The organism is Microbulbifer mixtoriginis (SeqCode) (genome assembly GCF_052467705.1).
The window spans coordinates 603,413-629,363 of record NZ_CP174322.1 but is presented as its reverse complement, the minus strand read 5'-3'; the positions used below and the strand labels follow the sequence as shown (position 1 = coordinate 629,363).

At 48.9% G+C, this 25,951-nt stretch carries 19 protein-coding genes; 2 read left to right on the top strand and 17 right to left on the bottom strand.

What is annotated here, in order from left to right:
* Positions 1–32: 32 nt before the first annotated feature.
* From tssG to ACJJIB_RS02825, 17 genes are all read right to left on the bottom strand, one after another.
* Positions 33–1,058 carry a type VI secretion system baseplate subunit TssG gene (gene tssG / locus ACJJIB_RS02905; protein WP_444887813.1) on the bottom strand — a complete coding sequence of 342 codons (1,026 nt, stop codon included), beginning with the start codon at positions 1,056–1,058 and terminating at the stop codon, positions 33–35.
* A gap of 68 nt (positions 1,059–1,126) precedes the next feature.
* On the bottom strand, positions 1,127–2,956 hold the full coding sequence (gene tssF / locus ACJJIB_RS02900; RefSeq protein ID WP_444887812.1) for a type VI secretion system baseplate subunit TssF: 1,830 nt from the start codon (positions 2,954–2,956) through the stop codon (positions 1,127–1,129).
* On the bottom strand, positions 2,956–3,429 hold the full coding sequence (gene tssE, locus ACJJIB_RS02895; protein WP_252084230.1) for a type VI secretion system baseplate subunit TssE: 474 nt from the start codon (positions 3,427–3,429) through the stop codon (positions 2,956–2,958). Before tssE ends, tssF begins: the two co-directional genes overlap by 1 nt.
* A 4-nt stretch (positions 3,430–3,433) precedes the next feature.
* Positions 3,434–4,948, bottom strand: coding sequence for a type VI secretion system contractile sheath large subunit (gene tssC / locus ACJJIB_RS02890; protein ID WP_444887811.1), 1,515 nt, complete (start codon positions 4,946–4,948; stop codon positions 3,434–3,436).
* Between the two features lie 105 nt (positions 4,949–5,053).
* A complete protein-coding gene (tssC, locus tag ACJJIB_RS02885) occupies positions 5,054–6,541 on the bottom strand; it encodes a type VI secretion system contractile sheath large subunit (protein WP_252084228.1) in 1,488 nt (495 codons plus the stop codon).
* Positions 6,538–7,059: a type VI secretion system contractile sheath small subunit gene (tssB, locus tag ACJJIB_RS02880; RefSeq protein ID WP_252084227.1), complete on the bottom strand. Its 522-nt coding sequence runs from the start codon at positions 7,057–7,059 to the stop codon at positions 6,538–6,540. The genes tssC (ACJJIB_RS02885) and tssB overlap by 4 nt, the downstream gene beginning before the upstream one ends.
* A gap of 44 nt (positions 7,060–7,103) precedes the next feature.
* Positions 7,104–8,399: a type VI secretion system protein TssA gene (gene tssA / locus ACJJIB_RS02875; protein ID WP_444883478.1), complete on the bottom strand. Its 1,296-nt coding sequence runs from the start codon at positions 8,397–8,399 to the stop codon at positions 7,104–7,106.
* Between the two features lie 186 nt (positions 8,400–8,585).
* Positions 8,586–9,368 carry a hypothetical protein gene (locus tag ACJJIB_RS02870; RefSeq protein WP_444887810.1) on the bottom strand — a complete coding sequence of 261 codons (783 nt, stop codon included), beginning with the start codon at positions 9,366–9,368 and terminating at the stop codon, positions 8,586–8,588.
* A 212-nt stretch (positions 9,369–9,580) separates the two neighbouring features.
* Positions 9,581–10,309 (bottom strand): SapC family protein, encoded by a 729-nt coding sequence (locus tag ACJJIB_RS02865; RefSeq protein ID WP_444887809.1) that lies wholly within the window; start codon positions 10,307–10,309, stop codon positions 9,581–9,583.
* A gap of 24 nt (positions 10,310–10,333) precedes the next feature.
* The gene (gene tagF, locus ACJJIB_RS02860; protein WP_444887808.1) at positions 10,334–11,005 is read right to left on the bottom strand and encodes a type VI secretion system-associated protein TagF; all 672 of its coding nucleotides are present in this window, start codon (positions 11,003–11,005) and stop codon (positions 10,334–10,336) included.
* Positions 11,006–11,020: 15 nt separating this feature from the next.
* Positions 11,021–14,560, bottom strand: coding sequence for a type VI secretion system membrane subunit TssM (tssM, locus tag ACJJIB_RS02855; protein ID WP_444887807.1), 3,540 nt, complete (start codon positions 14,558–14,560; stop codon positions 11,021–11,023).
* A 53-nt stretch (positions 14,561–14,613) separates the two neighbouring features.
* Complete coding sequence (gene icmH, locus ACJJIB_RS02850; protein ID WP_252084221.1) at positions 14,614–15,480, bottom strand: type IVB secretion system protein IcmH/DotU; 867 nt, start codon at positions 15,478–15,480, stop codon at positions 14,614–14,616.
* A 1-nt stretch (position 15,481) separates the two neighbouring features.
* Entirely contained in the window at positions 15,482–16,819 is a 1,338-nt protein-coding gene (tssK, locus tag ACJJIB_RS02845; RefSeq protein WP_444883473.1) for a type VI secretion system baseplate subunit TssK, read from the bottom strand.
* Between the two features lie 66 nt (positions 16,820–16,885).
* The gene (gene tssJ / locus ACJJIB_RS02840; protein ID WP_444887806.1) at positions 16,886–17,503 is read right to left on the bottom strand and encodes a type VI secretion system lipoprotein TssJ; all 618 of its coding nucleotides are present in this window, start codon (positions 17,501–17,503) and stop codon (positions 16,886–16,888) included.
* 23 nt (positions 17,504–17,526) lie between these two features.
* Positions 17,527–19,305: a type VI secretion system-associated FHA domain protein TagH gene (gene tagH, locus ACJJIB_RS02835; RefSeq protein WP_444887805.1), complete on the bottom strand. Its 1,779-nt coding sequence runs from the start codon at positions 19,303–19,305 to the stop codon at positions 17,527–17,529.
* A 133-nt stretch (positions 19,306–19,438) separates the two neighbouring features.
* Positions 19,439–20,938: a type VI secretion system contractile sheath domain-containing protein gene (locus ACJJIB_RS02830; protein WP_444883470.1), complete on the bottom strand. Its 1,500-nt coding sequence runs from the start codon at positions 20,936–20,938 to the stop codon at positions 19,439–19,441.
* Positions 20,939–21,008: 70 nt separating this feature from the next.
* Entirely contained in the window at positions 21,009–21,728 is a 720-nt protein-coding gene (locus ACJJIB_RS02825) for a transposase (RefSeq protein WP_252084216.1), read from the bottom strand.
* Between the two features lie 190 nt (positions 21,729–21,918).
* Between ACJJIB_RS02825 and ACJJIB_RS02820 the strand changes: the two genes are divergently transcribed.
* Together ACJJIB_RS02820 and ACJJIB_RS02815 are read left to right on the top strand one after the other, a co-directional pair.
* On the top strand, positions 21,919–22,782 hold the full coding sequence (locus ACJJIB_RS02820; RefSeq protein ID WP_252084215.1) for a Stp1/IreP family PP2C-type Ser/Thr phosphatase: 864 nt from the start codon (positions 21,919–21,921) through the stop codon (positions 22,780–22,782).
* A gap of 23 nt (positions 22,783–22,805) precedes the next feature.
* Complete coding sequence (locus tag ACJJIB_RS02815) at positions 22,806–25,886, top strand: DUF6531 domain-containing protein (protein WP_444887804.1); 3,081 nt, start codon at positions 22,806–22,808, stop codon at positions 25,884–25,886.
* The last annotated feature ends 65 nt before the right edge of the window (positions 25,887–25,951 follow it).

Sequence of the window (25,951 nt, the reverse complement as noted above, 5' to 3'; positions counted from 1 at the left end):
AGATCCTTTTAAAAATTATTGTTAATGAACAATTATGCTGCTGGCAAGGCTTCATCAGGCGACATATTTTCAGCACTTAAGGTAATCTGTATGAGTTCTGCTGATTCCTGTTCACTGGCCATATGTGTATTCCACCCTAAAAGAGGTTCATGATCAGATTTTTTGTTTAACTGAACAGGCGAAACTTGTTGCGCAGGTAAAGATACTGATAGCTCGAAGTCCAACTCAATCCCAGCACTTAGTTTGATAAAGGCTTTAAGGGATTCCAGTTTCTGAGTTCCCGGGGCAATAGTCATAAATTGCTCATAAGCCATTGGTTCGATGACTATCCGAAATTTATTTTGAGCTTGGAAACAGTGCGTACCCAGAATTGTGTTTACCCCTAGACAGTTATTTACTCCACTGGGAGCTTCATCACAAGGCAGGCGACAGAGAATGTCTTTCGGTAATTCATCCCACTGCCCCTGAAATTGCTCTATAGCGACATCCAAACCAAAGAAATGCTTAATCATGCTGGTCAGCGCAGCTGCAGAGCAACGTCCCTGCCCCAAATGGCCTGCCATACCCAAAAGAGCTTCATCGGGAACTGGCAATCGATAGCGCATCTCGCTAGTACCCAGGCCCGCCAAAGAGGCAATCGCCTGTGTAAAAATATCTGGAACCCTTTCATTGCGTAAACGCTGGCGTTCATAGTTCACAGGCAATTGGTATTTATGCCATGCTTTATAAAGTAGCGAAGTATGACGGTGATTAAACATATCGAGAAAATCCCGCAGAGCGGTATTATTTTCTCTGAGCTCTTTTTGAACTATTTCTGTCAGGTAGTAGGGCATTACACCCTGACTCCCTATAAGACCAGTAAAGCCAACCTCCATATGCCATTGACTAACTTCTTTATCTTGTATTTCTACATTATTACTGGTCTTTTTTTCCAAACGTAAAACGTCTGAGCCAATAAAAGATAAACCGGTCTGGGCGCTGAAGCGAACTATTTCCTTCGCTGGTGGAGCCGCACTGGCAATAGGTTCATCGCAAAATCCGCCATCCGCCAAAGACACAGCACGCTCCAGGATACGCACCGCCTGATAGAATTCGAAATGATAGGGCTCTCGACGCAGCCGCTCTATTACAGTAAAGCTTTTTCGCCGGCGCGAGGTGGCCATCTTTTAAGTTCTCCATCTCTGCCACTCATGGTAGCAATCAATTTAGTAAATGAATTAATAGAACAATATAAGCCAAGAAAACGTTCAATGATGCTGGCAAATAATAAAGGGCTAGTGCCAGTGAGCATCATCGAGTCGAGCTCAATTTCTACCTCAGTTCCCCGACAAAGAACGACGCTTTGATCAATCTGGATAGGAGCAGTAATGGGTTTCGTATTCAGCTTTAATAAAGATTCAATCAAATTACGAGTACTGGCTGAATCCCTAAAATCATACAGTCTGAAAATTTCTTTGAGGGCATCACATCCCTGACTTCCAGATAAGGATAGATGATTCAAGTTCAGGTGTGATATCAGCTTCCAGTAGCCTCGCTCTCTTCTCGGAGGCCTCAATGTCGCTGTTGGTGCCACAACACAGCTAATTCGTTTCGCTGGGACATCACCATCAACTACTTCAAGATAAGGTTGAGAGTTGCCACTGGGTAACTTCTTAGGCAGATTCCGATTACAGCAAGTTAATTTAATATCGAGTGTTTGATCATTAATCCTGTGCGGATTGAAATCTAAATCGACGAGACTCAAATCAACTTCGGAAGCCTGCTCATTGCGATGCTCCCCTTCTATAACTTCACGACGCCGACTGAACCAAAATGCTGACTGTTCCGCGTGGTGTTGGCTATGCTTAATCCCGTAGAAAGGTCTATATTTAGTGGTTTCACCATCACCGTCTGTCGCCGCCACTTCATCAATAGAATATATTTCCAGTCCATCGCTACGACGAGCATCTGCTATAACATGATATTCATACTGGGTATGGGTGAGCGGTATAGGATCTGCACTCTGCTTAAATAAATTAATAACAGGCGTACAGCCGAGTGCAAACATACTTGGAACCAATTGTTTTTCCAGTTCCTCATGCGTCTCTGAAAGATAAAAATACAGGTTCAATGTGTCTGCATAACTATCATTCAAAGCCCCCTGTAGATTTTCAATATCCAAGAAGAGAAATTTTTCTGGGAAAGCAAAATATTCGGTAAGCAACCTGTAACCGATGAATGCTGTATCTGGATAGGGTAATAAGCCTTCTTCTGCATTCATCCCAACCTGGCAAATATCCTCTGGGGATAGAAAAGTCGGTTTTGGATCACTCTCTCCATTTGCCACAACCAGCTTTACACATTTGGTTAAAAGCAGATCATAGAGGCTATACACATGTGTCGCTTGACCACGCAAGAAGAATCTTATTTTTTCCGGATTCATCTCCGCAAAGCTCAAATCAGGACTCAAAGCTTTAAGGGAGAGCTTAAGAACAGCGTTTGCTCCCTGAATCTCATTACAACCAGGAGCAATAAACGGGCGTGGCATTAAGCTTGCGCTGACCGGTTGAAACGGATTAATTTCCACCGGATAACAAGTTGTAAACCTGCAAGTTTGTCCTTGAAAGCTGTCACTTTCCAATAACGTTTTTGCATCAACCTGCGTAATTGCATCAAGGTCTGAATCCGGTTCAAATTGAACGATCGCACATGATGGAATGGGTCGTAAATAATGTGGATACAATGTTTCCAGCATTGCATCTGTAAGTTCAGGGAAATCATCACTAAGTTTTTGTTGAACCCTGGCATTCATATATGCAAAACCAGACAACAAACGCCCCACAAGCGGATCATCTACGGTATCTGCATCTAACTGCAGTCGTGATGCAGCTGCAGGGTGCATACGTGCAAACTCAGCGGATGTTTGCTGAATAAATGCGAGCTCACGCTCATAGAGATCTATTAATTTTTCACTCATTACATAATCTCAGACACGTCTACCATTTGTGTTACCGGGTTTAAGGCAGAGTCAAATACGATAACCTCAGATGCAGGATTAACATGCAATACTGCTTCTACACGAAAACGTATGCTGGGATCTTCCACATCTACCTTATCTTGAGTGGTAACTTTTACAGAGCGAATTCTTGGTTCAAAATGTAAAATTGTCTTCTCAATATCCCGGCAGAATTGTTTTCGACTGTCTAATGAAGATAAATTGACAGTAGACAGATCTGGCAGACCATAATTTATATTTGACTCGTCCAAGTGCCGCAGTTCAGATGGTGGTGAAATACAGCGATAACGTGTATTAAATAAATATTCGAGGTCGCGCCTAACCCCCTCACGTAGCTGGCGTAAAATCTGATGGGATTGGTGAACATTTACTTTACTAGATGATTCAAGTAGTCGATCTAGCACTGGAGCTAACAGTCTTTTTTCTCTTGCCATAATTCTATGAAGCCCCAACACCTATCGTTGCCAGAGCCGTAGTGAGCTTGAGCTCGGAGACCAAATGATCGACCGTATAGTGGCTTTTAAGATGAATTACGCTTTGATAACTACCTACTTTGCCAGGCTCATCCGCCACACGAACTCGAGCTTCACGCAGGGGGTAACGTGCCAACATTTCCCAAGATAAATCATCTCGCCCAGTAGTATACTGGTCCAACCAATGCTGAAGCTGGCGCTCACAATCAGCAGCATTCATATAGGCACCCACCTTATCCCTAATCATCACCTTGATATAGTGAGCAAAGCGTGAGGCGCAAAGAATTTGTTGCAGCATAGAACTAATACGCGCATTCGCCGTAGCCGCTTTCGATGTATATTGTTTAGCTTTCTGAAGAGAGGGCACACTATTAAAAGCACTATATGGCGTGTCATAACAGTGGCTCAAGCATGCAAAACCCAGTTCTGATAGGTCCCTTTCTACAAAATCTGTAACCAGAATCGAAGTGGTCATCTTAACCATACCGGGGCGGCTGTCCGGCTTATAGGCCAGGGTGGGCAGCTGAGTCACCAATCCACCGCCAAGATGATCCCGTGCAACACCGCGAATATGGGAAAACCAACCAACTTCACTGAATTCGCGTAACAGTACTGCCCCCATAGCAAAGCAGGAATTCCCCCAAAGATATCGCCGGTTGTGAGATCCGCTAACCTGTTCCTCAAATCTCAACCCACGATATTCTGAAAACTCTAGGCTATAGGGCTCGCGCATAAGCACTTGAGGTAAAGTAATGGCTATAAAGCGACTATCCTCTAAATCTCTCAGGCTATTCCAGCGTATATATTCTTTTTGGCGAAAAACCTCAGAGAAGCGAATTGGCTTGGCCAAATCATCAAAATGATCGACGCCAAAAAGTTGAGGTGTTGCAGCACAGATAAATGGCGCGAAAGCGGCGGCGGCTGTATGGGCTATGCCTTGCAGGGTAAAAATATCATCGTAAGGGTGATCTGCCATCGGCCGATGCGAGATATAATAATCTCCCATTAACAAACCAAAGGGCTCTCCACCTGGAGTACCAAACTCTTCGTTATAAACTAAATGAAAAAGTCCAGACTGATCGAAATCTGGGGCCCTCTCCATATCTTTGCTCAAGTCTTTCCAGCTGGCATCTAGCAGTTTTATCTTAATATTGTCTGAATGTGGTGTATCAAATACCAGCATTGATAGACCACGCCAACTTGCCTCTAGACGCTGAAAACGAGGGTTATGAAGAATCCGATTAACTTGATCGCATATAAGCTCATCAAGCTCAACAATAATACGACTCAAATATTGGCGAACAGAAAAATTCTCCTTTTTTGGACAAGGACATATTTCTGTTAACCAGTATTCAAAAGAGAATAGTTCGTCTGGTTCGCGTAAAAAACGCTTTAATTCACCCTGATCTCCACTCGCTAAATTTTCCGGCAAAATATCTAAATAATCTTCTGTAAATTCTTTTTTTGTTGCGCAGGGCACCGGAAAACTCCCATTAGCATTTCTTACAGTTTCAAGTAATTTAAAGCTTTGATGAAGGCTTTTCAAAAAATAGCCCGCCCCTTATTCCGAGGCGGGCACATGTTTTTATCCAGCAGATGGGATATTGGCAACCATACGCATGGAGGTGGTCAACTCCTCCATTTGTAACCAGGGCTTCAGGTAGGCAACAGCACTGTAGCACCCAGGTTGACCTGGAATTTCCTTCACTTCAACTCGAGCTTCTGAAAGCGGATACTTTGCCTTCATCTCTGGGCTTGCGTCCGGATTTGAGTTGGTGTATTGGGTAATCCACTTATTCAACCAGCGTTCACAATCACTAGCCTCCATAAAGGAGCCAACTTTGTCCCGCGCCATTACTTTCAGGTAATGGGCAATTCTTGAAGTAGCCATCAGATAGGGAAGACGTGCAGAAATCGCCGCATTCGCGGTAGCATCCGGGTCGTCATAGGCTTTTGGTTTTTGCGCACTTTGAGCACCAAAAAATACAGAGTAATCGGTATTCTTGTAGTGACATAACGGCAAGAATCCTTGAGCGCTCAATTCGGCTTCACGGCGATCAGTAATACCGATCTCTGTTGGACATTTCTGGTCCATATCGCCGTCATCACTCTTGAATATATGTGAGGGCAGACCTTCCACTTTACCACCACCCTCGGCACCACGAATGGCTGTACACCAGGAATTCTCAGCAAAGGCCTTGGTCATGGTGGTGCCCATTACATAAGAGGCATTCATCCAGCAGTACTGGTCGTGGTCCGCAGGGCGTGAAACTCCAGATTCATCAACTTCAAACTCTTCAAAGTCAAAAGCTTCGATTGGCTTGGTATTTGCGCCATAGGGAGTTCTGGCCAGAGTCCGTGGCATAACCAGAGTAACGAAACGAGAATCTTCACTATCTCGGAAACTACGCCACTTAATATATTCAGCTGACTCAAAGATTCCACCGAGGTCACGGGGTTTCGACAGTTCGGTAAAGTTATCAAATCCAAACATACCGGAACCGGCTGCAGCAATAAACGGACAGAAACCCGCTGCCGCAACATTGGACATTTTACTCAGAAGCTCGATATCTTCAGGGTGACTGGTGAATTCGAAATCACCTATCATGCATCCGTATGGCTCACCACCTGCAATACCAAATTCTTCTTCATAAATCTTTTTGAAGGTCTGGCTCTGATCAAATTCAACTGCTTTATCCAGGTCTCGGAACAATTCGCGTTTGCTCAAATTGAGCATGCGAATCTTCATGGTTGCACCTGTTTCAGAATTCATCACCAGGTGATTCAGTCCGCGCCAGGAACCTTCAAGCTTCTGGAATTTTTCATCGTGCAGAATAGCGGCCATTTGCTTAGACATAGCCTGGTCAATTGCACTGACTGCTTTTTTGATTGTCTGGGTAAGGTTACGGTCCCAGGTTACGGTTCCTTTTAAAACCTGCTCTGTCAGGTTTGCGATCAGATCCTGGGCTTCCTGCGGTTCTGTTTGTTTGGTCGCGGCAATAGCCTGCTCCAGTAGGTTGACCGATTGTTCCTCAGCTTCACCTTCCGCAACATTTTCTACTTCTGTGCTCATTCTGAGTCCTCTCCTTTATCCTTGTTCAACCCCAACTGCTCGGAAATAGCACCGACATTTTCCGTACTTTTCAGGATGTCTTCTAAAACTTTTTCTAGTTCTTCAGAGCGGTCTGCCTTACTGAGAAGGTCACGTAATTTACTGCGTGCTTCCAAGAGTTGTTTCAGCGGCTCAACCTGATCGACGATTTTCTCTGGAGAAAAGTCATCCATATGATTGAAATCTAGATCAATACCAATTTTGCTGCCATCACCAGATAAGGTATTTTCCACCTGAAGATTCAGTTTTGGATTAACCTTGGTCATTACATCGTTAAAATTATCGCGATCAATTTGAACAAACTTACGATCTTTCAATGCTTTGCGATTTTCGGTGTTATCCCCTGAGTAGTCGCCCATTACACCAGCAACAAAGGGAAGTTCCTTTTTAACTTCCGCACCATTGGTTTCAACATCATAAGTTATATGTACACGTGGTTTGCGCACACGCTTAAGTTTATTGTGGATACTCTCAGACATCTCAGGTCTCCTTCCTAGATTTAGGGACTGCTGTTCTTAATTAATTACCAACCCGAGCTGGCTTCTTCTTGTGCTTGCCCACCCCAGCTATCCTCAGCTGCAGATGCAGCTTCAGTGGCTGTTGATGCTGGCTCAGATGCAGCTGGAATTGGTGATGGGGTATTACTCGTTACCGGCGGAGCTACATAACGTTGGGTATCCGTTCCATCGAGACGAACACCTGTCAACTGGGAATATAGGGCTCGGGACTGCTCATCTGGTAGTAACTCAGTCATCAATTCAGAGACTGTCATACGACCCCAGCCTATTAATCGCTCCAACCCTGGAGCCAAAGGAGTATGTGGCTCGTAGGTACGGAAATATTTCGCGGCCTGTTCTAGTAATTTAAGAGCATCCTCTCGGGAGCTAACCGGTCCGGTGGGTGCTGCAATAGCATTCGCAACTATTGTTGATGCCACATTGGGAACAGCTTCCTCAATGGGGGAGTTACTCTGTGTGTCTTCAGTTACTTCCGGTGCCTCATTCTGTGCTAGCGCATCAAGCTGACTCTTATAAATGAATCTCGCTGTACGCAATACTTCATCCAGTAGAGAGGAAATATTAGTTGATGGCGGTGCATCGTGACCGCAACTAGAGCGCAAAGCATCATTGATATTTTTATAGCTGCTAATAGTAGCTTCTATAGTTTCTATCAGATTCTTAGCCCATTCATTAGTCGCGCTGTTCACACATTGATCTACATCTTCCAGGCTATATCCCAGAGTCTCAATGCGGGCCGCTTTAGCATCTTCATCTGCGATACGATCTGCATCCCGGGCTTGCTGATGCTGGAAAAAAGAGAAATCTCCGTAATCCCCCTCCGGGGTTACTGGTGCACTACGGATCGGCATCATTAGCGTACCGTCACCGCCATCACCATTAAGGCCCGTCAGTGGTGCAACCGTAGTTTCAATACCATCCTCATCAGGAACTGGGTATAGGCCATCCCAAAAATTGGTAACCAGCTGCTCAATTAATAGAAAGCCATCTCTGAGGCCACTAAAGCCATGGAGACGAATTAGGGCCTCTGTATACCAGCTGGCCACTTCCAGATCTTTACTTTTCTTTGTCAGAATCTTTTCTGCGGCCTTTGCCACATCACGCCAAGGGGCCAGCAGATCAGAATCTGTGTCATCAAACATGGCCGAGCGCTCTGCGGCCCTAGCACTATTTCGCGCATCTTTGATGGAGTAGTAATCAGAGGTCGGTGATCGATCCTCCCGAATATCCTCACCGACAGGGCTCTCTGAAGAAATAGGAGCCGTGAGTTCTTCGATATTTATTGTATTTGGGAATGCCATGAAAAAAGTCCCTTCTACCCAATCAATTCCTTCAAGAAGATTTCCGAGAAGAGTACACGTTGTAAAGATCTAATCAAGGCAAATGACACAATGTAATCGCAATACCTTAAAAAAAGTGCACAGCGCACAATATTAAACAAATAATTTTTGTTATTTTTTTAGATTTTACAGCCGCTGACAAGCCGATTACACAGCAATTACAGCTGAGGCCTTACTTTCTGCGGTAGTCTCACTTTCCGGAGAGCATTGAAAACTTGCCACTATCTGAATAAATTCTGTTTTTGCTTGTGCAAAGCTTTGCAAAGAGGTCCATAGAAAAATGGTATAGAAACTCTCTTTGCCGCGAAAAAAAACAACCATATATTGAACCGAATCTTTGCCGACATTAGCACTCATCTCGTACAACAAACCCATTTGCCAATCGCGCTCTAGCACTTGTGGGCCACTTAGAAGGTTGCCATTAGATACTTTGCTCAAACACTGCTGCATCTGAGCCTCGGCATAGTCCGTGAGGCTTAGCTCTTCGGGAAGTTCAGTTCGCTTTTGCTCCAATACAATCAGGTACCGGTTTAATTCGGTATCACCAGCCTGAATTTCAGCGTTTGGATTCAAATTATTACAAACTACCCAATTACGCGGTGCGCACAGTTGCAGCTGCGAGCCTTCACAGTGGAGTTTTCCCATAACCACAGGTAAATGAGAAGCACCACGCTCAACGGATTCTTTAGTAGAGTGCAACAAGTCAGAGTCCAAAAATAATTTGGAGTGCCAACCGGCCACCCATAATTTCTGAACAAAACGACAGGCTTCTGCACGATCTGCAGTTTTTCTAAGCTGTGAGCGGCTGCTAGCCATAAGCGCTTTAATTTGTGTAAAACTAAATCCAAACTCGCTACCCAGGGCTGATATTGCCTTTCGCCGCTCAAAAAGTGCTCTAATCTCCCCAGTAAATACCACGATATATGACATACCTTAACCCTTGCTTCCTGCAGTTATAGATAGGTTGGCGGATATTTGGACAACCAAAGAGCCCTGTACACTGGTAGCTTTTTCCTAAATGGGCTACTCAATTAATTTCACTTATGCCATGAGCTTTAATGCACCTGGAGTAAGTTGCCATTGCTTCACCAAGCTCAAATGGTTTAAAAACAATAGGGTTTTTATTGTTTAGCCTTAACCCTCTAGTGAAGTAGCCTCGCTTGATACTTTTTGAATAGCCGGCTTAAATTTGTTGACTGATGTAAAGACAGCATATGAGCGTATATTGGAGCTAAATAGCCACGCTCTTTTAAGCGTAAGAAGTCATTATCATCCAATGCATTCATACGCTCTGAAGTAACACAAAATACACCGGTTAATCGATGTTTGGTATTACCAGGTAAATCGACTACCACTACCTGCTCCTGAAAGAGTTCCATCTCAGTGAGGCAACGAATAAACTCTTTATTATTTGATTTCTGCTGATGAATTCCACTCAGTAAGTTTCTGGCCTGCAATAATGCATTTGTCGCTTGCCCCTCATCATCGAATAGCCTACTTCTATTTCCATCTAAGCTACCAAGTGAGAGAGAGGATGAATCCACACAAATTATTGGATTTGTTTCCAGTTGATCTTTGTAATGCAAGTAAAATGGATAAGCTCTCAATGTTGCCGGGATATAACCACCCAACCATTTATCCTGCTGAATAAAAAGATTCTGCCCCGGTTTTATTCCTAATAAAGCACAACTTTCCAGGGCATTCTCTTCTTTAGACTTTAAAAATATGATCGGACATTCTCCAGCCAGGGCCATGAACTCGGGTAGGTACACTTGACAGATATGTCGAGTTTCACTGTGTGAAATATCACCGGTTAACACACTATGCCGCCGATGCTTATTACTATTTAAAGCCACTATTATTTGCTTCACACTAGATATCCTTTACCTATTTATTCACTGTCTTTGCTGACTGGCACCCAACATAGAGCAGTAAAATTCAGGGCTGGGTAAAGAGGGGCAAAGCACGCTGGTTGGGGCTAGATGCTGTGATCCTTCGCAAGACCACAGACTGTAACTGGCGAACTGCTTACGACATACCTGTCCGAGTAACCCCGCGTAGCGCTTTTCGTTACCCGAGGCATCATTACTCGCGACAAAGAACTCACTCTGTGCTGCAGCTGTAGCAAGCTGCCCCAGTTCTACCGGCACCTCACTAAAGGCCTCGAACAACTGATCTGCATGGAGCATATTTTGCAGTGCGCTGACAGCCAATTCTGTAAGTTCCCGATACCACCTACCTGCATCTGACATAAAGTTAATTATGTCCATAGAAGAGGGTAACGGTGCGGCGATAGTCAAAGGAAAATAACGCCCCACACTATCCACACTAGGCACTAGAACCCCTACCCAGGGGGTCTCATCAATGATTCCTTTACTGTGGGCAAAGCGCCAGACCGGACTGGTCAAATAGTAGTCCAGCCAGTTTTCACCCATTATTTCTCGGGAACCATGCACTGCACGCTGCAGCCATTCATCCCACACCCTGACGAAACTCGCTGGAAGCTGACGCTGGATAAAATCCCCATGCCCAGGAAGCTTGCCAAAAATACCTATGCTGCTTTGCAAGTCACTCACTCCCTACTACAGAGTCTCCGGGCACCGATAACCACGCAGTAAACTGCGATCGAAAGGATTATTTACATTCGAAGCCACTAGTTTGAATTGTGCTTTCCGCCCTTCTTCAGAGAAGGTCACCAAACGCTCCGCATTGCTTCGCCCTGTCTCAAGATCTGAGCTTGCAAGAAGTCGATACCAAGCCCAATCTCCTTCGAAATGTTTACGGTGTACGGTTTCATTGAGATCTTCAAAGATAATCCGCACCCGATTACTCTCACCACCGCGCCATGTAAGTTTTTTACTGGTTTTGGGGCCATGCGAATAGGGAACACGCTGATCTCCCAGCTCAAGTTCAAACAGGCGCACACTGGAATCCAGCTTGGTTGGCTCTATACGGAAAGAATAAGCTGCGCTTTCTCCCGATTTAAAGAAGGTCTTACGAATCTTCTCCGCTCTACGCAGCTGGGACAGCGTTTCAGTTGAAAGGCTCATACCCTGCCCTTCCACATACTTCACTTTCCAATTTCTTGTATCGACGAAAGGCTTTAAGTATTCAGTAACAAACTTTTGCTCAATCCCCCCAGGCTTGAAGTATTGATTAAATTCAATAACTGGTACTTCCTGGTCCCGGTCACTGCGCAGCGGATAGCGATTTGCCAGGCTGCTGGCGTAGCTTTGATAAACTTGCTCACGCCATACCCGGTTTAGATGCCCCTTGGCTTTCGACATAACCAGAGCCCAAGTGCTGTCAGCAATTTCGGTCAGCCATTTATCAAAAGGCGCCGGCGCATTGGCCGCTTTGACTCTTAGCTGCTTAATCGCATCGCCGCCCCCAGCAAAACGGGCTTTGGCACTAGCGAACGCCGCTTCATTGGAGTCTGGAGCACTGTCAATTTCAGTTAGATATTCCTGAATCTTATTGATCGTCTGGAGATACTCCTGAACCCGTGCGGGTCTGCCTTTCTCGCTTTGTGTAATGCGCTGTATTTCCTCAAAGCGCACATCGACAATATTAGGCTTGTAACGGTCCTTCAACGCCCCTGCCGCGCTATCCAGTGCCGCACCACCGAGTCGGCGAGTTGTACTGGATACCGGTAATGGCACCCCCTTGGCATCCACCGACAGCTCCGGTCGCAATGTCAGGCGTGTGTTATCCGAAGTAATTTCCGTGATTGCCAGTAATGGGGAATAAATGGGGTCTGACAGGGTTGAGAGAACCTCAAGCGCCTGGGAAGTGCTGTTGAATCTGCGAATGCTGAAACCGCCAAGGAAGGATTGCCAGTGCTGAAGATACTCCCCCAGATAAATACGCTTTACATCCTCGCCAAGTTTCGTCCGGTCGGCTTCGGTAAAGTCCTCACCACTGAGTTCCCCACCGTAGATCCAGCGCTCATCCGCCATAGTGGTCATCAACTGGGAATCTGCACCAAAGTCCACGTCCTTATAACCCGCCTTGGTATATAGGAAGGGGATGCTAAAGCGTGAATCGCCAGCTCTCACACCAAACACCTGTTGGGTATCACCGCCGATTTCCTGATACAAGTCGACAGAGGTCTGCCCAAGATCGCTATTTTGCAATTGCGCAAACAGCCTTTGCGGCACAGGGATACGTCGCAGCTGTTGGCGGGCTCGAGCCACTACACGCTCATTTTGTTGAACACTTTCAGGTATTGGACGCGCCAACAATTGATCGAGGTGGTAGCGTAAATTATCTTGCTCCTGAGCTTCGCCGGGTAATTGGCGTTCCCAGCGGGCACTGTAGTAGCCCTCAACGGTCGTGATGTCCAATTTGTCCGGGTTGAAGAACATCAGATAGGTTTTGAGGGTACTGACCAGTGCAGGGTCATCACTCCCCAAGCGGCTGAGGTTACTTTCAATATCTCGCAATAGCGCCGGTAAAAAGATCTCTTCAAGCTTTTGCCGGTAGAGGTTATCCAGCGTCTGGTCTATACGGGTGTCATACAAGCCCAGATTGGAGATCCAGGGGTGCTCCTCGCGGTCATACACCGAAGTCGCCTGCCGCAAGGGTTCGAGCATCTGCAAAACATTCGCCGGTGTAGGCCTCTTGCCCTTAAGCTTTTCCTCGGCTTGCTCATAGGCCGCCAGGTGGTCATTGACTTCACCCATGGACAATTTGTTGGATGCGAGACTGCCACTCCAGAGAAAGATCGAACCCACAAATGCCGCAGCTAAAGTGACATATACCCCTCTGCGCAACCACAGGTTAGCGCTCTCTACCTTGCGATTGACCCCCACCAATTCAGCTTCGGGGAATACCACATCCTTGAGCAGGCGATTCAGGAAGAAACTTTTTCCAACCCCCTGGAATTTGGGCCCAACACTGCGCTCCAGGCCGAAATCCGCTGTTACCGAAGCCATCATACGGTCTACCGGGCTGCCCTCCTGGGTACCACTGGTAAAATATATACCGCGAACCATAGGCACAGTTTCATAGCGGTTTGGCTCGAAGGTCTGCTTGATAAAGTCCGCTAAAATATCTGACAAACTCTCCATGCGGGCGGGAAATCCCTGCAGCAGCGCGCGCTTCTCAACATTGCGCTCCTGGTGCACACGCCACAATACCCTCTGATTTAAGCGCTCAATCAGCTGGTTAAACTCGGCCCTGAAGTTATCCAACGGCGCGCCGACAGCGGCATTGGCTTCACGGGGAAAACTCATACCCCAGACCTGCTCGCGCTCCGCCTGTGAAAGGTTGTCAAAAAATTCACTAAAGCCCGCTACCAAATCACACTTGGTAAAGGTGAGGTAAATAGGGAAACGTATACCCAGCTCCTGCTGGAGTTCATTCACTCGCGAACGAATCGTCTTGGCCTGATGTTGGCGCTGTTCATCGGTCTGTACCATCAGGTCCTGCAAACTGATGGCAACCAGGGCACCATTAATCGGCCTGCGACGACGATAGCGTTTCAATAGCCCGAGGAATGCTCGCCAGGCACTGTTGTCGTAAACCCGGTGGCTGTCCTGAGTGGTATAACGGCCGGCGGTATCGATCAAAACTGCATCGTTGGTAAACCACCAATCGCAATTTCTCGTGCCACCAACTCCCCCCAGGGCTTCTTTACCGTGGCTTTGCGCCAGGGGAAACTCCAATCCTGAATTTACCAGCGCAGTAGTTTTGCCGCAGCCGGGTGGACCAATAATGACGTACCAGGGCAACTGGTACAGGGACACCTTGCCCTTCTCTGACTTAAAGCGGGCGTTGCGCAATACATCCATGGCCTCGCGGAAGCGCCCCGATAGAGCCTCAAGCTCCTCGAGGGAATGCTCTTCATCCGGATCCTGGGTATCTTCCTGAGACTCTTCAATGCCCTTAATCAGAGCCTGGTTTTGGCGCCGTTCAACCAGCCACTGGCTCAGGTTCCACACCAACCAAATTGCGAAAATAAAAACAATGATGGTAATGCGAACTGTATGGGACAGTGTGGCGTTATCACTGCCAAACTTGATGTAGTCCGCCCCAAACCAAATCAGAACAGACAGGGCTGCGAGGCCGATAATGCCAAGCACCCATTTATTGGTAAAAAAGTCGCGCAAGCGTTTCATGAATAGCTCCATCTCCCGGGCTCAATCGGCACCGGATCAATTCGGTCCGAGTGTCACCCTTCCCCTTGCGGGGGCTCACTGTCACTGCCTGTTAATTCCACTACTCGGTCAGCCACAGGGGTAGTCGTTTCGTAAAGCCACCAGCGATAGCCGCTGTAGGTGGCAACCAACAACCCCAGTGCGACGCTCATAATCACCCACAAAGGCATGTAGTGAATCAGGCCTGACTTGCGCTCGACACAGCCCTGCCAGTGGGGAGAGAGATCGCGGTCCATTGCCGATTTGTGCTGCTCTATGGTCCGATAAAGCTCATCGCGAATCTGCTCAATCTGCTCGTGGCCCCGCTGCACCAAGCGATACTTGCCTTGAAAACCGAGACTGAGGCAAAGATAAAAGAGCTCTAACAACTCCAGGTGAGACGCAGGGGTTTCCAGCATACGCTGCAGAATGGAAAAACATTTCTCACCACCAAACGTCTCCTTGTGGAACAGGCTGAGCAACGAGTGCTGACTCCAACCACTCGCCGTACCCCAGGGCGTAGTCAGCACCACTTCATCCACAACGGTACACAGCAGATAGCGCGCGGTAAGCACTGCCTCAGGGGCCAGGCCCAGCTGTTTGGATTCCCGCTCAAATGCCTGAATTTCCTTGGTCAGCCGCTTGTGCAGATCCGGCACATTGGAGTGATTCATGGTAGTGCGCAGCTTGATAATCACCCCCAGCAGCTTGGAGGCTGCGGAGACCAGGGGATTCAAACTATTGCGAATCTGCATATCCGCTGAACTGCCGGGATTGGCAAAGAACTGCGGCTGTGCAGATGAACCGGGCTGCACCGGAGCTGCGGCACCTGGAGTGGGAATCATTACGGTCCTGTCACCTGCATTGGGCGACGGTGGAGTGCTGAAGCTGTCGTTGCTCATATCAATTATTCCTTATGGCCCAGAGCTCCATGGTCAGCCCCGGAAATTCCGCGCCGAGATGCACCGCAAAGCCTCCAGATCTCTGCATGGCCTGCCAAAGCTCACCGCTGCGCTCCATTTCGAAATAGGTAAAACCCGCGTGATAGGGAATTTGTCTCGGCGCCACAGGCAAGGGGCGCAATGACAATCCCGGCAGCTGGGCGGAAATCAACTCACGGATAGCTTCCACTGGCGCCACTTTGGCCTGTGTGGGGAAACGACTGCGCAACAGGTCGCCGGGCATATCGGCTTTAGCAGCCATCACGAAGCTGGCCGTTTTCAGTAGCGAGGGATCGGAAACCGGGGCCACATAAATACCAAACTTTCTCTGCACCAACTCCATGGCAATAGCTGTCTGCTCCAGAACTGTAGAGAGCGACTGGCGCAGGGCTGAAAACAACCCAGCAAAGCTGAGTTGTAGGTTTTCGTGCGAGTAACTGGGGATTTCCGGTGGGCGCTTGGTCGATGAAGTAAATGTCGACAGCTCACCAGCCAATTGCAGCAACTCCACAAACAAACTGTGCGGGTGCAGGCGTGGCTGAGCAGTAATTTGTTTTAGCAGGGGTTCAAAACGATTAATAACCTGCAGCAACAGGTAATCGGCAATCTCTGCTGAGCCGCTGCGGCCACTATCACTCAGGCGGTGTCCCAGCGCGGAGCCGCGGTGATCCAACAGGCCTTTAACCTCTTCGATATAGGCTTTGATTACCGCTGAAGTCTCTGCATTCAATAGCGGTGGAATATAGTCAGAATCCAACTCGACCGGTTTCTCCGGCTGGCGCTCACGTATTCTGGCGATACCAATAGACGCGTATCCGCTGAGATCATCGCTCTCAAGCTTGAGACACACTCGCAGTTTGCCCACCTGGATACGGGCAGACTCCCCGGAGGCTGCGGCACTATTGCGCGCATCGAAGTTTGCGGTCTGGTAGCGCGCCTGGGGAAAATCTTCCTGGTCTCGGATGGATTCCTGACTGCCGGGACGCTTCATCGGTACACACAGATAGACGATCTCATCGCGGGTGTTAACCGGCACATCCAGGACATCCGGTAGGATTTCATTTTCCGGTGCAAGAATTGGCGTACCATCGGGAAATATCGCACGTACACGGGATAGCGATATCTTCCCCATAGAGAGCGGTTCACTATCGATCGCCAGCTCCAGCACACCCCAGGTATAGGGCCCCAGCGAAGCTGTGCGAGCCTCAACTAACTGTTCGAGATAGCGGTCCTGCTGCTGGAAATGTTGAGGGCGTAAAAACATGCCCTCACTCCAGATCACCTTGTTGTTAACCGACATATGTCTTCCTTGTAAAACCCAATTCCACTTGAAGTGGGCTTAATTAAACCTGTGCTGAGCGACGCTCTATTTAGATTTTTCCGCTTCCTGAAGACGCTTCTTCATCAAGTCATAGTCTTCACTGGAGATTGTCACCGTGTCGCCCTTCTTCCCACTGGTATCGTTGCGAGATAGCGGTGAAACAATGCCTCGGCGTCGCTTGGCGATATTATCGGGTGTGCCGATACGCGTGTCGGCCAAGGCAATCTGATAACTATTCTTTTTGTGGTCGGTTATCGGCAGCACCATGAGTGCATCGGCTTTTTGATACTGCACAAATTCTGCCAATAAACCGATGTACTTCACTTCTGGAGTCAAAGGCAGCTCTTCCACACGCTGCTCACCAGGTGCGAACTCCTTCAGGATAACGGTATCAAGGAGATCCTTGCCGAGACGGGATTCCGCATTTTCATAAAGATTAAGGAAATCCTCTCGGGCAAACTGGCGGTCGTCTGCCAGCATAAACACGCGCACTACCACCGGCGATGCACGACCATCATCATCCGGATTGACGTCATTGCGGATGTTGACCGAGAGCTCGACACTGGTATCCAGATTCAGGGTGCGCCTAGTTGTTTGGCACGCTGCCAGACTGACTACCAGTATTCCGAGTAGGGTGAATTTCAGTAACTTTGTTATGGACACGACCAATTCCCTCTTCCGATCTATTAATTTTTCAGCTGTCTGGCATTCTTCAGCTCAGACAACTGGTTTTCATAAGTCACAGCAAACTCATCACCGAAAAGCTTGCGGTAACAAGCATCCGGATCGCCCACTAATTCCCGATACATCGCGCTGAAGCCCTCCCATTTCTTTGCATTCTTATTGCCGAATACACCAGAGGTATTCCCCAGGCGACGTTCAATATTGTCCGGGCTGAAATACTGCAACATCGCACTGTAACCAGCGCGCATCCCCGCCAGCACCGCGACCTGGTGATCGGAGAGATCATCGAAACTATCCTGCACCGCCTCCTTCGGCTGTAAAAAAGCACCATTACCGGCGAACATCGCCTCCAGCGCATCTCTCTCCGTGGCACTGAATTTCAGTGGGTTATTCGCCTCTGTCTGGATCATAGTGCGCTGTACACGCAGCTCATTCTTGATACTGCTGCGCGCACGTAGGAGGTCGATCAGGCGGGAAACCGTTTCGCGGACGATCTCCGCGGCCTGTTGATCGGCTATTTGTTGTTGCCCAGGATTCATATTCAGGCCCAGCGTTGCCGCCAGCACACTGGATACCGGAGGAACCGGGGCCGGCTGCACCGGTGCTACCGGTACTTCAGGCGCCGGGCTCTGCTGAACAGGAGCCGGTTGTTGCAATTGGGAAAAGCTCTGCCCCTGAGAGGCAAAACCCATAGGGCTTGCAGGAGGCGCCTGTGCAGTATCAAAGCCCGGTGCGCCCGCTACCTGTTGTCCCTGTATTGCCGCAAAAGAATCCGCAAAAGGATTATCCTGTGGAGCCTGCGGGGCTTGTGGCTGCATTTGTACCGGAGGTGGTGACACTGGCGCTGGGGCGAACTGGGGCTGCTGTTGGGCAACTGGCTGTGATGGGGGCGCAAGCGGAGGCTGAGGAGCTACCTGGGGTTGCGGAGCTGGCGCCTGGAAAGATTGCGGCTGAGGTGCTTGAGGCTGTGTGGAGGGAGGAGCCTCAAATGATTGGGCCGGAGTTTGTGGAGCAATTTGCATAGAGTGTTGATCTGCCGGCACATGGTCCTGGGCACTGCCATCTTTCCACCACTCATCATCGGACCATTGCCCTGGCGCCGCCTGCCCTTGGGGTTCGCTACCAAATGAACCGAGTCCCTGCACATCTGACGATCCGAAAGACTGTGGCTGCTCAAAAGCCGACATAGGGTCCAGTGGACCCGGATCTGCAGCCAGTAAATCATCCTGCGCGGGAGCACTCTGACTACTCTGTGGGACGTAACCCCATTCGCCAGACTGGGAAATATCGTTGCTGCCACCGGGTTCCAACCAGTTATCCAGCTGCTTTGCCTCCGCTTGGCTCTGCATCTTGGCCATAGCACTGGCATTGAAGGTGGTGCGATCGGAAGTATCGAGAAAATCGGCACTGCCCAATCCCTTTGGCAGGTCACTTTCGGCCTGAGGCTGTCGCAACGTCACCTTGAGGCGATATTCACCCACATTGATGATATCCCCCTCGCTCAGAGGGAGTTTATTGCCTTTACCCAGCGGGTTATCGCCATCGTTATGATAGGTACCGTTAGTGCTGGTATCTGTCAGGAAAAATTGCCCATCACTGAAAGAAATTTGCGCGTGCTGAGATGAGACAACACGTTCGGGATCGGGTAGCACCCAGTAATTATCAGCAGAGCGCCCCAGACTACCCCCATCTTTAGTGAACAGCTTGGTGTGCTTGAGCATATTGGCCCCTGCGGGGTCGGCCAATACTGAGAGAATTAGATCCATGTCTTCCTGACTCACACAGTTGTTGTACTTCGCTCATCCGCTGGGACACAAACTACCAAGGAGAGCGAAAATGATTCGGGCACAATGGCCTTCCACACAAGAAATTCAAACCCGGCCTACAGAGAATGCCGTGACCGGGAAATACTTTTTAACTCCAGGGCCCTTTTAATTCTCCACCGGCGAGAGATCTTAAACTGGGGAGGACAATCTGATCGCGGCCCTGTACCGAGCGCATAGTACTCAGCCCCGCCTGACTAAACTCTGCTGCTGCACGATCGGTAAGCAACGCTTCAGCACAGGGGGTGATCCACTGTCCCTGGGGCAGTTTACGCAGATGCAAAGGCAGGCTTTCATAGGTTGCAGAGGTGGGAGCCTGGAATCTGCCGGTTGTGGAAAAACCCTGGCAGATAGCCAAGGCGAGCAGATAGGCACTATTACCCCACTGGTAGTATTGATGGCCCTGATCGGGGGTTAGTTCTTCAAAATCAAAATGCTCAGTGGTGGAGGTCTCACGGCCAAATGGCAGCCGTAACATAAAGCGTGGGGAGGCCAGTGCAACATACTCACTGGCGGAGTAATCCCGTACCGCCTGCCAGCTTTCGGCAAAGCGCTCACTCAAGGGATAATACCAATCATCTGGATCAACTGATCCTGCCAAGCTGGGACAGCCGGCCAGTTTGGTGTCCCCTCCGAGAAGCAGAGTACTTCCAGCCGCTTCCGCAATAGTGGAGAGATCGATCAACAGATGCAGATCCCTCTCCTCGTCCGTAATAAAGAAGTCACCCAACACGAGGTTGTAGGGACGATCACCGGCGACTGTTTCACGCTCAACCAGTAATTTAAAAACCTGAGACTTTTCCAGATCGCTCTCAGCACTGGCAAAATCGGCAAGCAGCTCTTCCTTGCTGACATCAATCAGGTGCAGCTGCAAATTTGGGTGTTCGTCTAGTCGCCTCATTAAGAAATGCAGACTGAGCCAGCTCGCCTCCAACTGGCGGAAATCACTATGATGCATCACCTTGCGCATAGTGTCAGAGGTCGCCTCGGCCAAGGCGTTTAAATACTCCCCTTGCATGGGATCCACGCTTTTTTGTACATAGGGGGCAACAATGTCCCTAATCAGTTGATCCACCTGGAAAGCACTGCCATTTTCCCTAGCCAGGCGCTCGCGACCCGCCGCGAGAATCTCATCGAGGATTGACTGCTCAGATGAATAATCCGCAGCCTCTTGGCCCGTTTCAGTCAGCTCCGGTTTCCACTGACGAATCTCCTCTGCGGCTTGCTGGAATTGGCCAGGATCACGCAGGCGTTGACCGAGCGCTATAAAATGTTTGAAAAGCGGTAGACGGCTGTAGAGGTAATCCGGGTGTAAATCATCGAAACAAGGTAATTGCAGCGGCTCATCCATCACCGGCAACTGCAGGCTCACCCTAAGATCACTGAATACTCCTTCAAAAGTATCCCGGTTCAGCACATATACCCTGCGCTGAGCAATAGTCTCAGGCTCGCACTGACGACGGCTGGAGCGACCACTAAAATCGCCCAAGATTGCGACTTTTAGAATATCACTGCCATGGTCCATGGTTTCTTCCTTTTTATTTTTATCGCCGTGGATTTGAAATCCGGCAGCTATAGTGGCTTTGCTCACAGTTAATTATCCACAGGTAAAAAAAATACGCAGCACAACGAAACCTCTTGTACTCATCATGCGTTTTTATCTATTTGGTTTCCACTACTTGTTTTTCGATTTTATTCGACTTTCTTGGTCGTCCCCTTTTCAGCGGACGAACCCTCTGATTGGCGATTTGTTCAATCTTATCTTTAAAAGCATCTCCACCCAGAACATGCCCCAACTTAATGGTTTCAGCGATGTAATCCAGTAGCCGGCTATCAAAGCTATAGCGAAAAAGCTGGCGATAAGCCTGTGCACGTTGCCCGGCATTTTCACCCAAGTCGGTATATAAACGATGATCTTTAATCAAATTATCATGCTTAGTGTTTACATGATGATTGAAACTTGACCACTGATAATTTCCCAGTGAGTCAGCAAGTCCCAAATAAAGAGGGCGCAGTTCCACATAGCGGTAGCAGGTCAGCAAGTAGGCATCGGAGTCAATCAAGCTGGATTTATAACGCCCTCGCCAAATGGTGCCGGAACGCTTGTAACGGTGATTGACAAACTGTACGTAACGACGCCCTAGAGATTGCATCATTGAAGGTATGCCATCTGGAACCCTCGGGGTGGCAATAATCTGAATCATATTGGGCAGTAGGACGTATGCATGCACATCCACATGGTACTGATCAGCAGCATTGCGCAAACTAATCAAATAATATTGATAATCCTCCTCATCAAAGAAGCACGGCAAATTATTGTGACCAACTTGCACAATATGCTGAGGGATATCTATTAGATTGAGCCTGGGCAAACGAGGCATTTTGCCAGCAAATCCTTTTTTATAAGGCGCAATGCCTTTCTAGTGATGAATAAAGGTTTTATTATCGCAAATCAGGGAAAAAAATTTCAAACTTAGTCTACTGCCAAGTTAACATGAACTCTGGTTAGTGGTTGTAATCATGTTACGCTGCATTTTGTTGCTATTTAAATAAAGGGGAGTTGCACCAGACATGGATCAGATAAGTCTGGCGGTCAACGGACGCACTGACATTGGTCAAGTTCGCGAGGAAAACGAGGATAGTATTCGCTGGTATGCCAGCGCCGACCAACCTTTCGCCTATATCGTGATAGCGGATGGTATGGGGGGATACACAGGCGGTGCCACAGCTAGCAAAATAGCGGCAGAAACCGTTCAATTCCATTTAGAAGATCTTTTAAAACATACCTTTCTCTCCTGCACACCCGAGCAACAACAATTGATTTTACGCGCGACTTTGATCGACGCTATCAACAGTGCCAACAACGCCCTCCTAAACACAAAAAATACCAACCCGCATTTTGCAAAAATGGGAACAACAATTGTTGTCGCTGTTATGTGGCACGATTTTCTGATCGTCGCGCATATTGGTGATTCTCGCGCTTATCTATGGAATAACTTCGGCTTACAGCGCCTTACACGCGATCACAGTGTTGTTCAGGAAATGATAGACAGTGGTCAAATAAGCGAGGAGCAGGCACAGCAATCCAGTGTGCGAAATCACATAACCCGCGCTTTGGGCGTTTCCAATTCTGTAGAAGCAGAAATTAATAGCTGGAAATTAACAGAGAACGCTTTGCTATTACTCTGCACCGATGGCTTAACTGAATATCTGGACGATCATGCGATTGAGCGAGTGCTTGCCACTCACCGCCCCGCTCTGGAATGTGTTTATCGCTTTATTGATGATGCCAACAGAATGGGAGGGCGCGACAATATCAGTGCGGGTATTCTTGAATACTCCTCCCAACCCGCAGCGCAGATACTCGCACAAGAGCAGAGCGCAACCCAAAGACCAAAATCACCAGATGTAACTATCAGAAAAGCGCAACGATAAAACTGTTTGCCGGAAGCTGAAGAATGACACCGGAACGTCTCACCCAGCTGGTCCCCAACCTGCTCAAAGTCTTAAGCCCCTCCACAGCCACCTTCCCCCAGGGAAATCCTGCGGCAGCCTATCGCTGGGTGGAGGCTATTGAAGAACTTCCCGAGGCCCAAATTACTGACGGCCACCACCGACCTCTGTGGCCAGAACCACCTACTGTCGAGGTCAACACCTATACAATTTCAGCTGCACCTGAAGTCGAGCTGTTACCCGGAGTCAATGAGGGCCCAGTTCAATTTATTAATACTCCCGGTACCAACCCACTGGGGACTCATGTCCCCGCTCTTAGCCGGTGCCGTCGGGTACACGAACAGGTAATCATTGCAACCGGCGAACTGAATTTCGAATGTGTGGACCTCACAATACCGGGGCCACTGCCATTTTCTTGGAAACGATACTACCGCTCTAGTATCGATGAAGACAGTGGAATTGGAGCTGGCTGGCGTCATTCGCTGAGCGAACAGTTACTGGTGCAGGATAACCAAGTAGAACTGTTTAATGCCGAAGGCCGCAAGATTCAGTTCCAGTTACCCGCGATTGGGCACGGCTGTTATAACCGCTTCGAACGACTGCTGCTATTCCGGCAGAGTCTGCACAGCTATCGACTCTCCACCTTTAATGAGCCCGATAAAATTTTTCGCGCAGATGGAGTCAACAGTGCACTCCCGCTTACCGAGATTCGAGATCAGTTCGGCAATTCCCTAACCATTGATTACAGCGAAGGGTTACCCAGAAAAATTGTCAGCTCCTGGGGGCGGGTACTCGACTTCGAAAGCCGCGGCGGGCGCCTTACCAAACTGCTGAATAACCACGCTCCCGATGATCAGCGCAATCTGTGCAGCTATGAATTCCAGGGCGGTCTACTAACCGAAGTCCACAGTAATCACGATCTGGAGAGCTATCACTATCACGATTTATTGCTTGTGCAAGCGCACAGCGGTGTGAGTGGCAAGCGTCAATTTGAATACGACCTGCAAGGGCACTGCCACAGGCTGATACAAGAGGAATCGGAAACATTATTAACCTGGCAACACAACCGTGGGAATTGCCAGGTAGAAAATACTGAGCGAACTCCACAACAGCTGCACTTCAACCAGTTCGGCCAGCTCACCAAAGAGCGTCAAGGGCAGCGGCAAAAAAGCTGGCTCTACGACTGTTACGGGAATCTCTGCCAGCAGATTAATGCCGATGGACAGCGTACCTTCTTCCGCTACGATGAATTTGGCCGCTTGCGGCGCATCACCGAAGGGAGCAACAGCAAGCGTTATTTATACAGTGAAGACGGCTACCCACAGGCAGTACAGTTAAGTGAACAACAATCATGGCTGTTCTCTTACAGCGACAAGGGACGGCCACAGGCAATTATCGACCCGGAACAGCAAGAGTGGAAATTGCTCTATAGCGATCGCGGTTTGCTCTCGCAAATTACAGATCCCGAGGGCGGCTGCATTGAGTTTACCTGGGATGGCCAGGGGCAGTTACAAACGGTGCGCCGAGGGGAAAAGCAGTGGGGTTTCGAATACGATCACTGGCAGCGCATGACCACGCTGGTCGTCAATGGGGAAACTTGGCGTGAGTGGCGCTATGGCCCCACCGGCGAATTACGCGAGTCCCACATAGGCAGCTACCAATATGGAATCGATTACTGCGAGCGTGGCCAACCCCACGCCATCCATGCCAGTAACAGCCAAAGCTTGCAGTGGGACTACGATAGCTGCGGCCGTATTTGCCAGATACATTTCGCCGATGGCAATCAATGGGCTTTACACCACAATACCCAGGGCCAGTTGACCCAACTGCAAACCCCCACCGGAGATTACTGCTGGCAATATGATGGACTCGGCCAACTGATCAGCCACCGCACCCCGGACGAGCGCCAACTCACTTGGAACTACAGCGTTGATGGCAGCCTAAGTGAATACTGTGATAACGACTGCCGTTGGTACTTCCACTATTACGACAGAGGCACCCTCGCCAGCATACGCAATAATAATGGCCAAATTAATGAGTTCCATTACGATACTGAAAAACGCCTGATTCAAGCTAACAATTTACATTCATCTGTCCGTTTTAAATACGACCGACGCAACCGGGTTATCGCCGAGAACCACGACAGCAGTGACGTGCGCGATTTCAGCCTGAGGTATCAGTACGATTCACGCGGCTGGTTGAGAAGCGCCAGCTCCGACAACCTCGACTTGGCCTACACGCTCACACCCTGTGGTGCGCTTTACGGTGTGGATGGCAATGGCGAGCCGGTGCTGCGCAGTGAGTTCAAAGAGCAAAACACTATTCATATCCAGGGAGAGGTGCGCAGTACAGTCAAACATCGGTTTGGAAGCCCTTTTAGCCTGGAAAGTGGACTCGCCCTCGCTTGGCAATTTGATAAGTGCCCCCCGCTACAGCTCACTACTCCAATACGCCAGACCGGGTTTCCCCAGGCACAAATTGACAGGGATAAGCGCGGCAACGTGGTCGCCGAGCGGCAAATTCCCGGGCGCAGAGATTATCAATACCAGTACGACGGTTGGGGGCTGATGAGCACCGCAGAATGCGGCGATTTTAAAACTCATTTCCGCTATGACCCGTTCGGGCGCCGCCTGAGTAAAACCTGCACCCATCGGAAATCGTCACGCCAGCGCCGGGTCACCAGCAGTTGGAGTGGCCTGGGCATCTGGGCTGAAGCACACCAGATCGATGGTAAATCCCGCGGCATCGGCCATTGGATAACACACCCCTTAAACGGATCCGTACTCTGCCACTGGAGCTCCGGCCGCTGTGAGTACTATCACACTGACTCACAGGGAAAACCGCTGGCTATTTTCGACGCACAGGGCACGGTGCAATGGTCTCAGGGAAAAGATGCCGAGGACAGAAATGGCCGAGCTTTTGGACAAACTCCTGGCCCCTGGCGCGGTATCGGCTTGATCGCCGATATTGAGACTGGCCTGTGGTACACCACTTCCGGATATTGGAATCCCGCCCTGCAAATGTGGCTGAACGGCTCAAGGATTTTCTCTCACACTACGTCCAATATGCCGCTAATCAGGCTCTAAAATCCTACTGGCGCCCCTCATCGGGGCCCACCCTCGCCTGCTCTATTCCCTAAACTTAGAGCTCT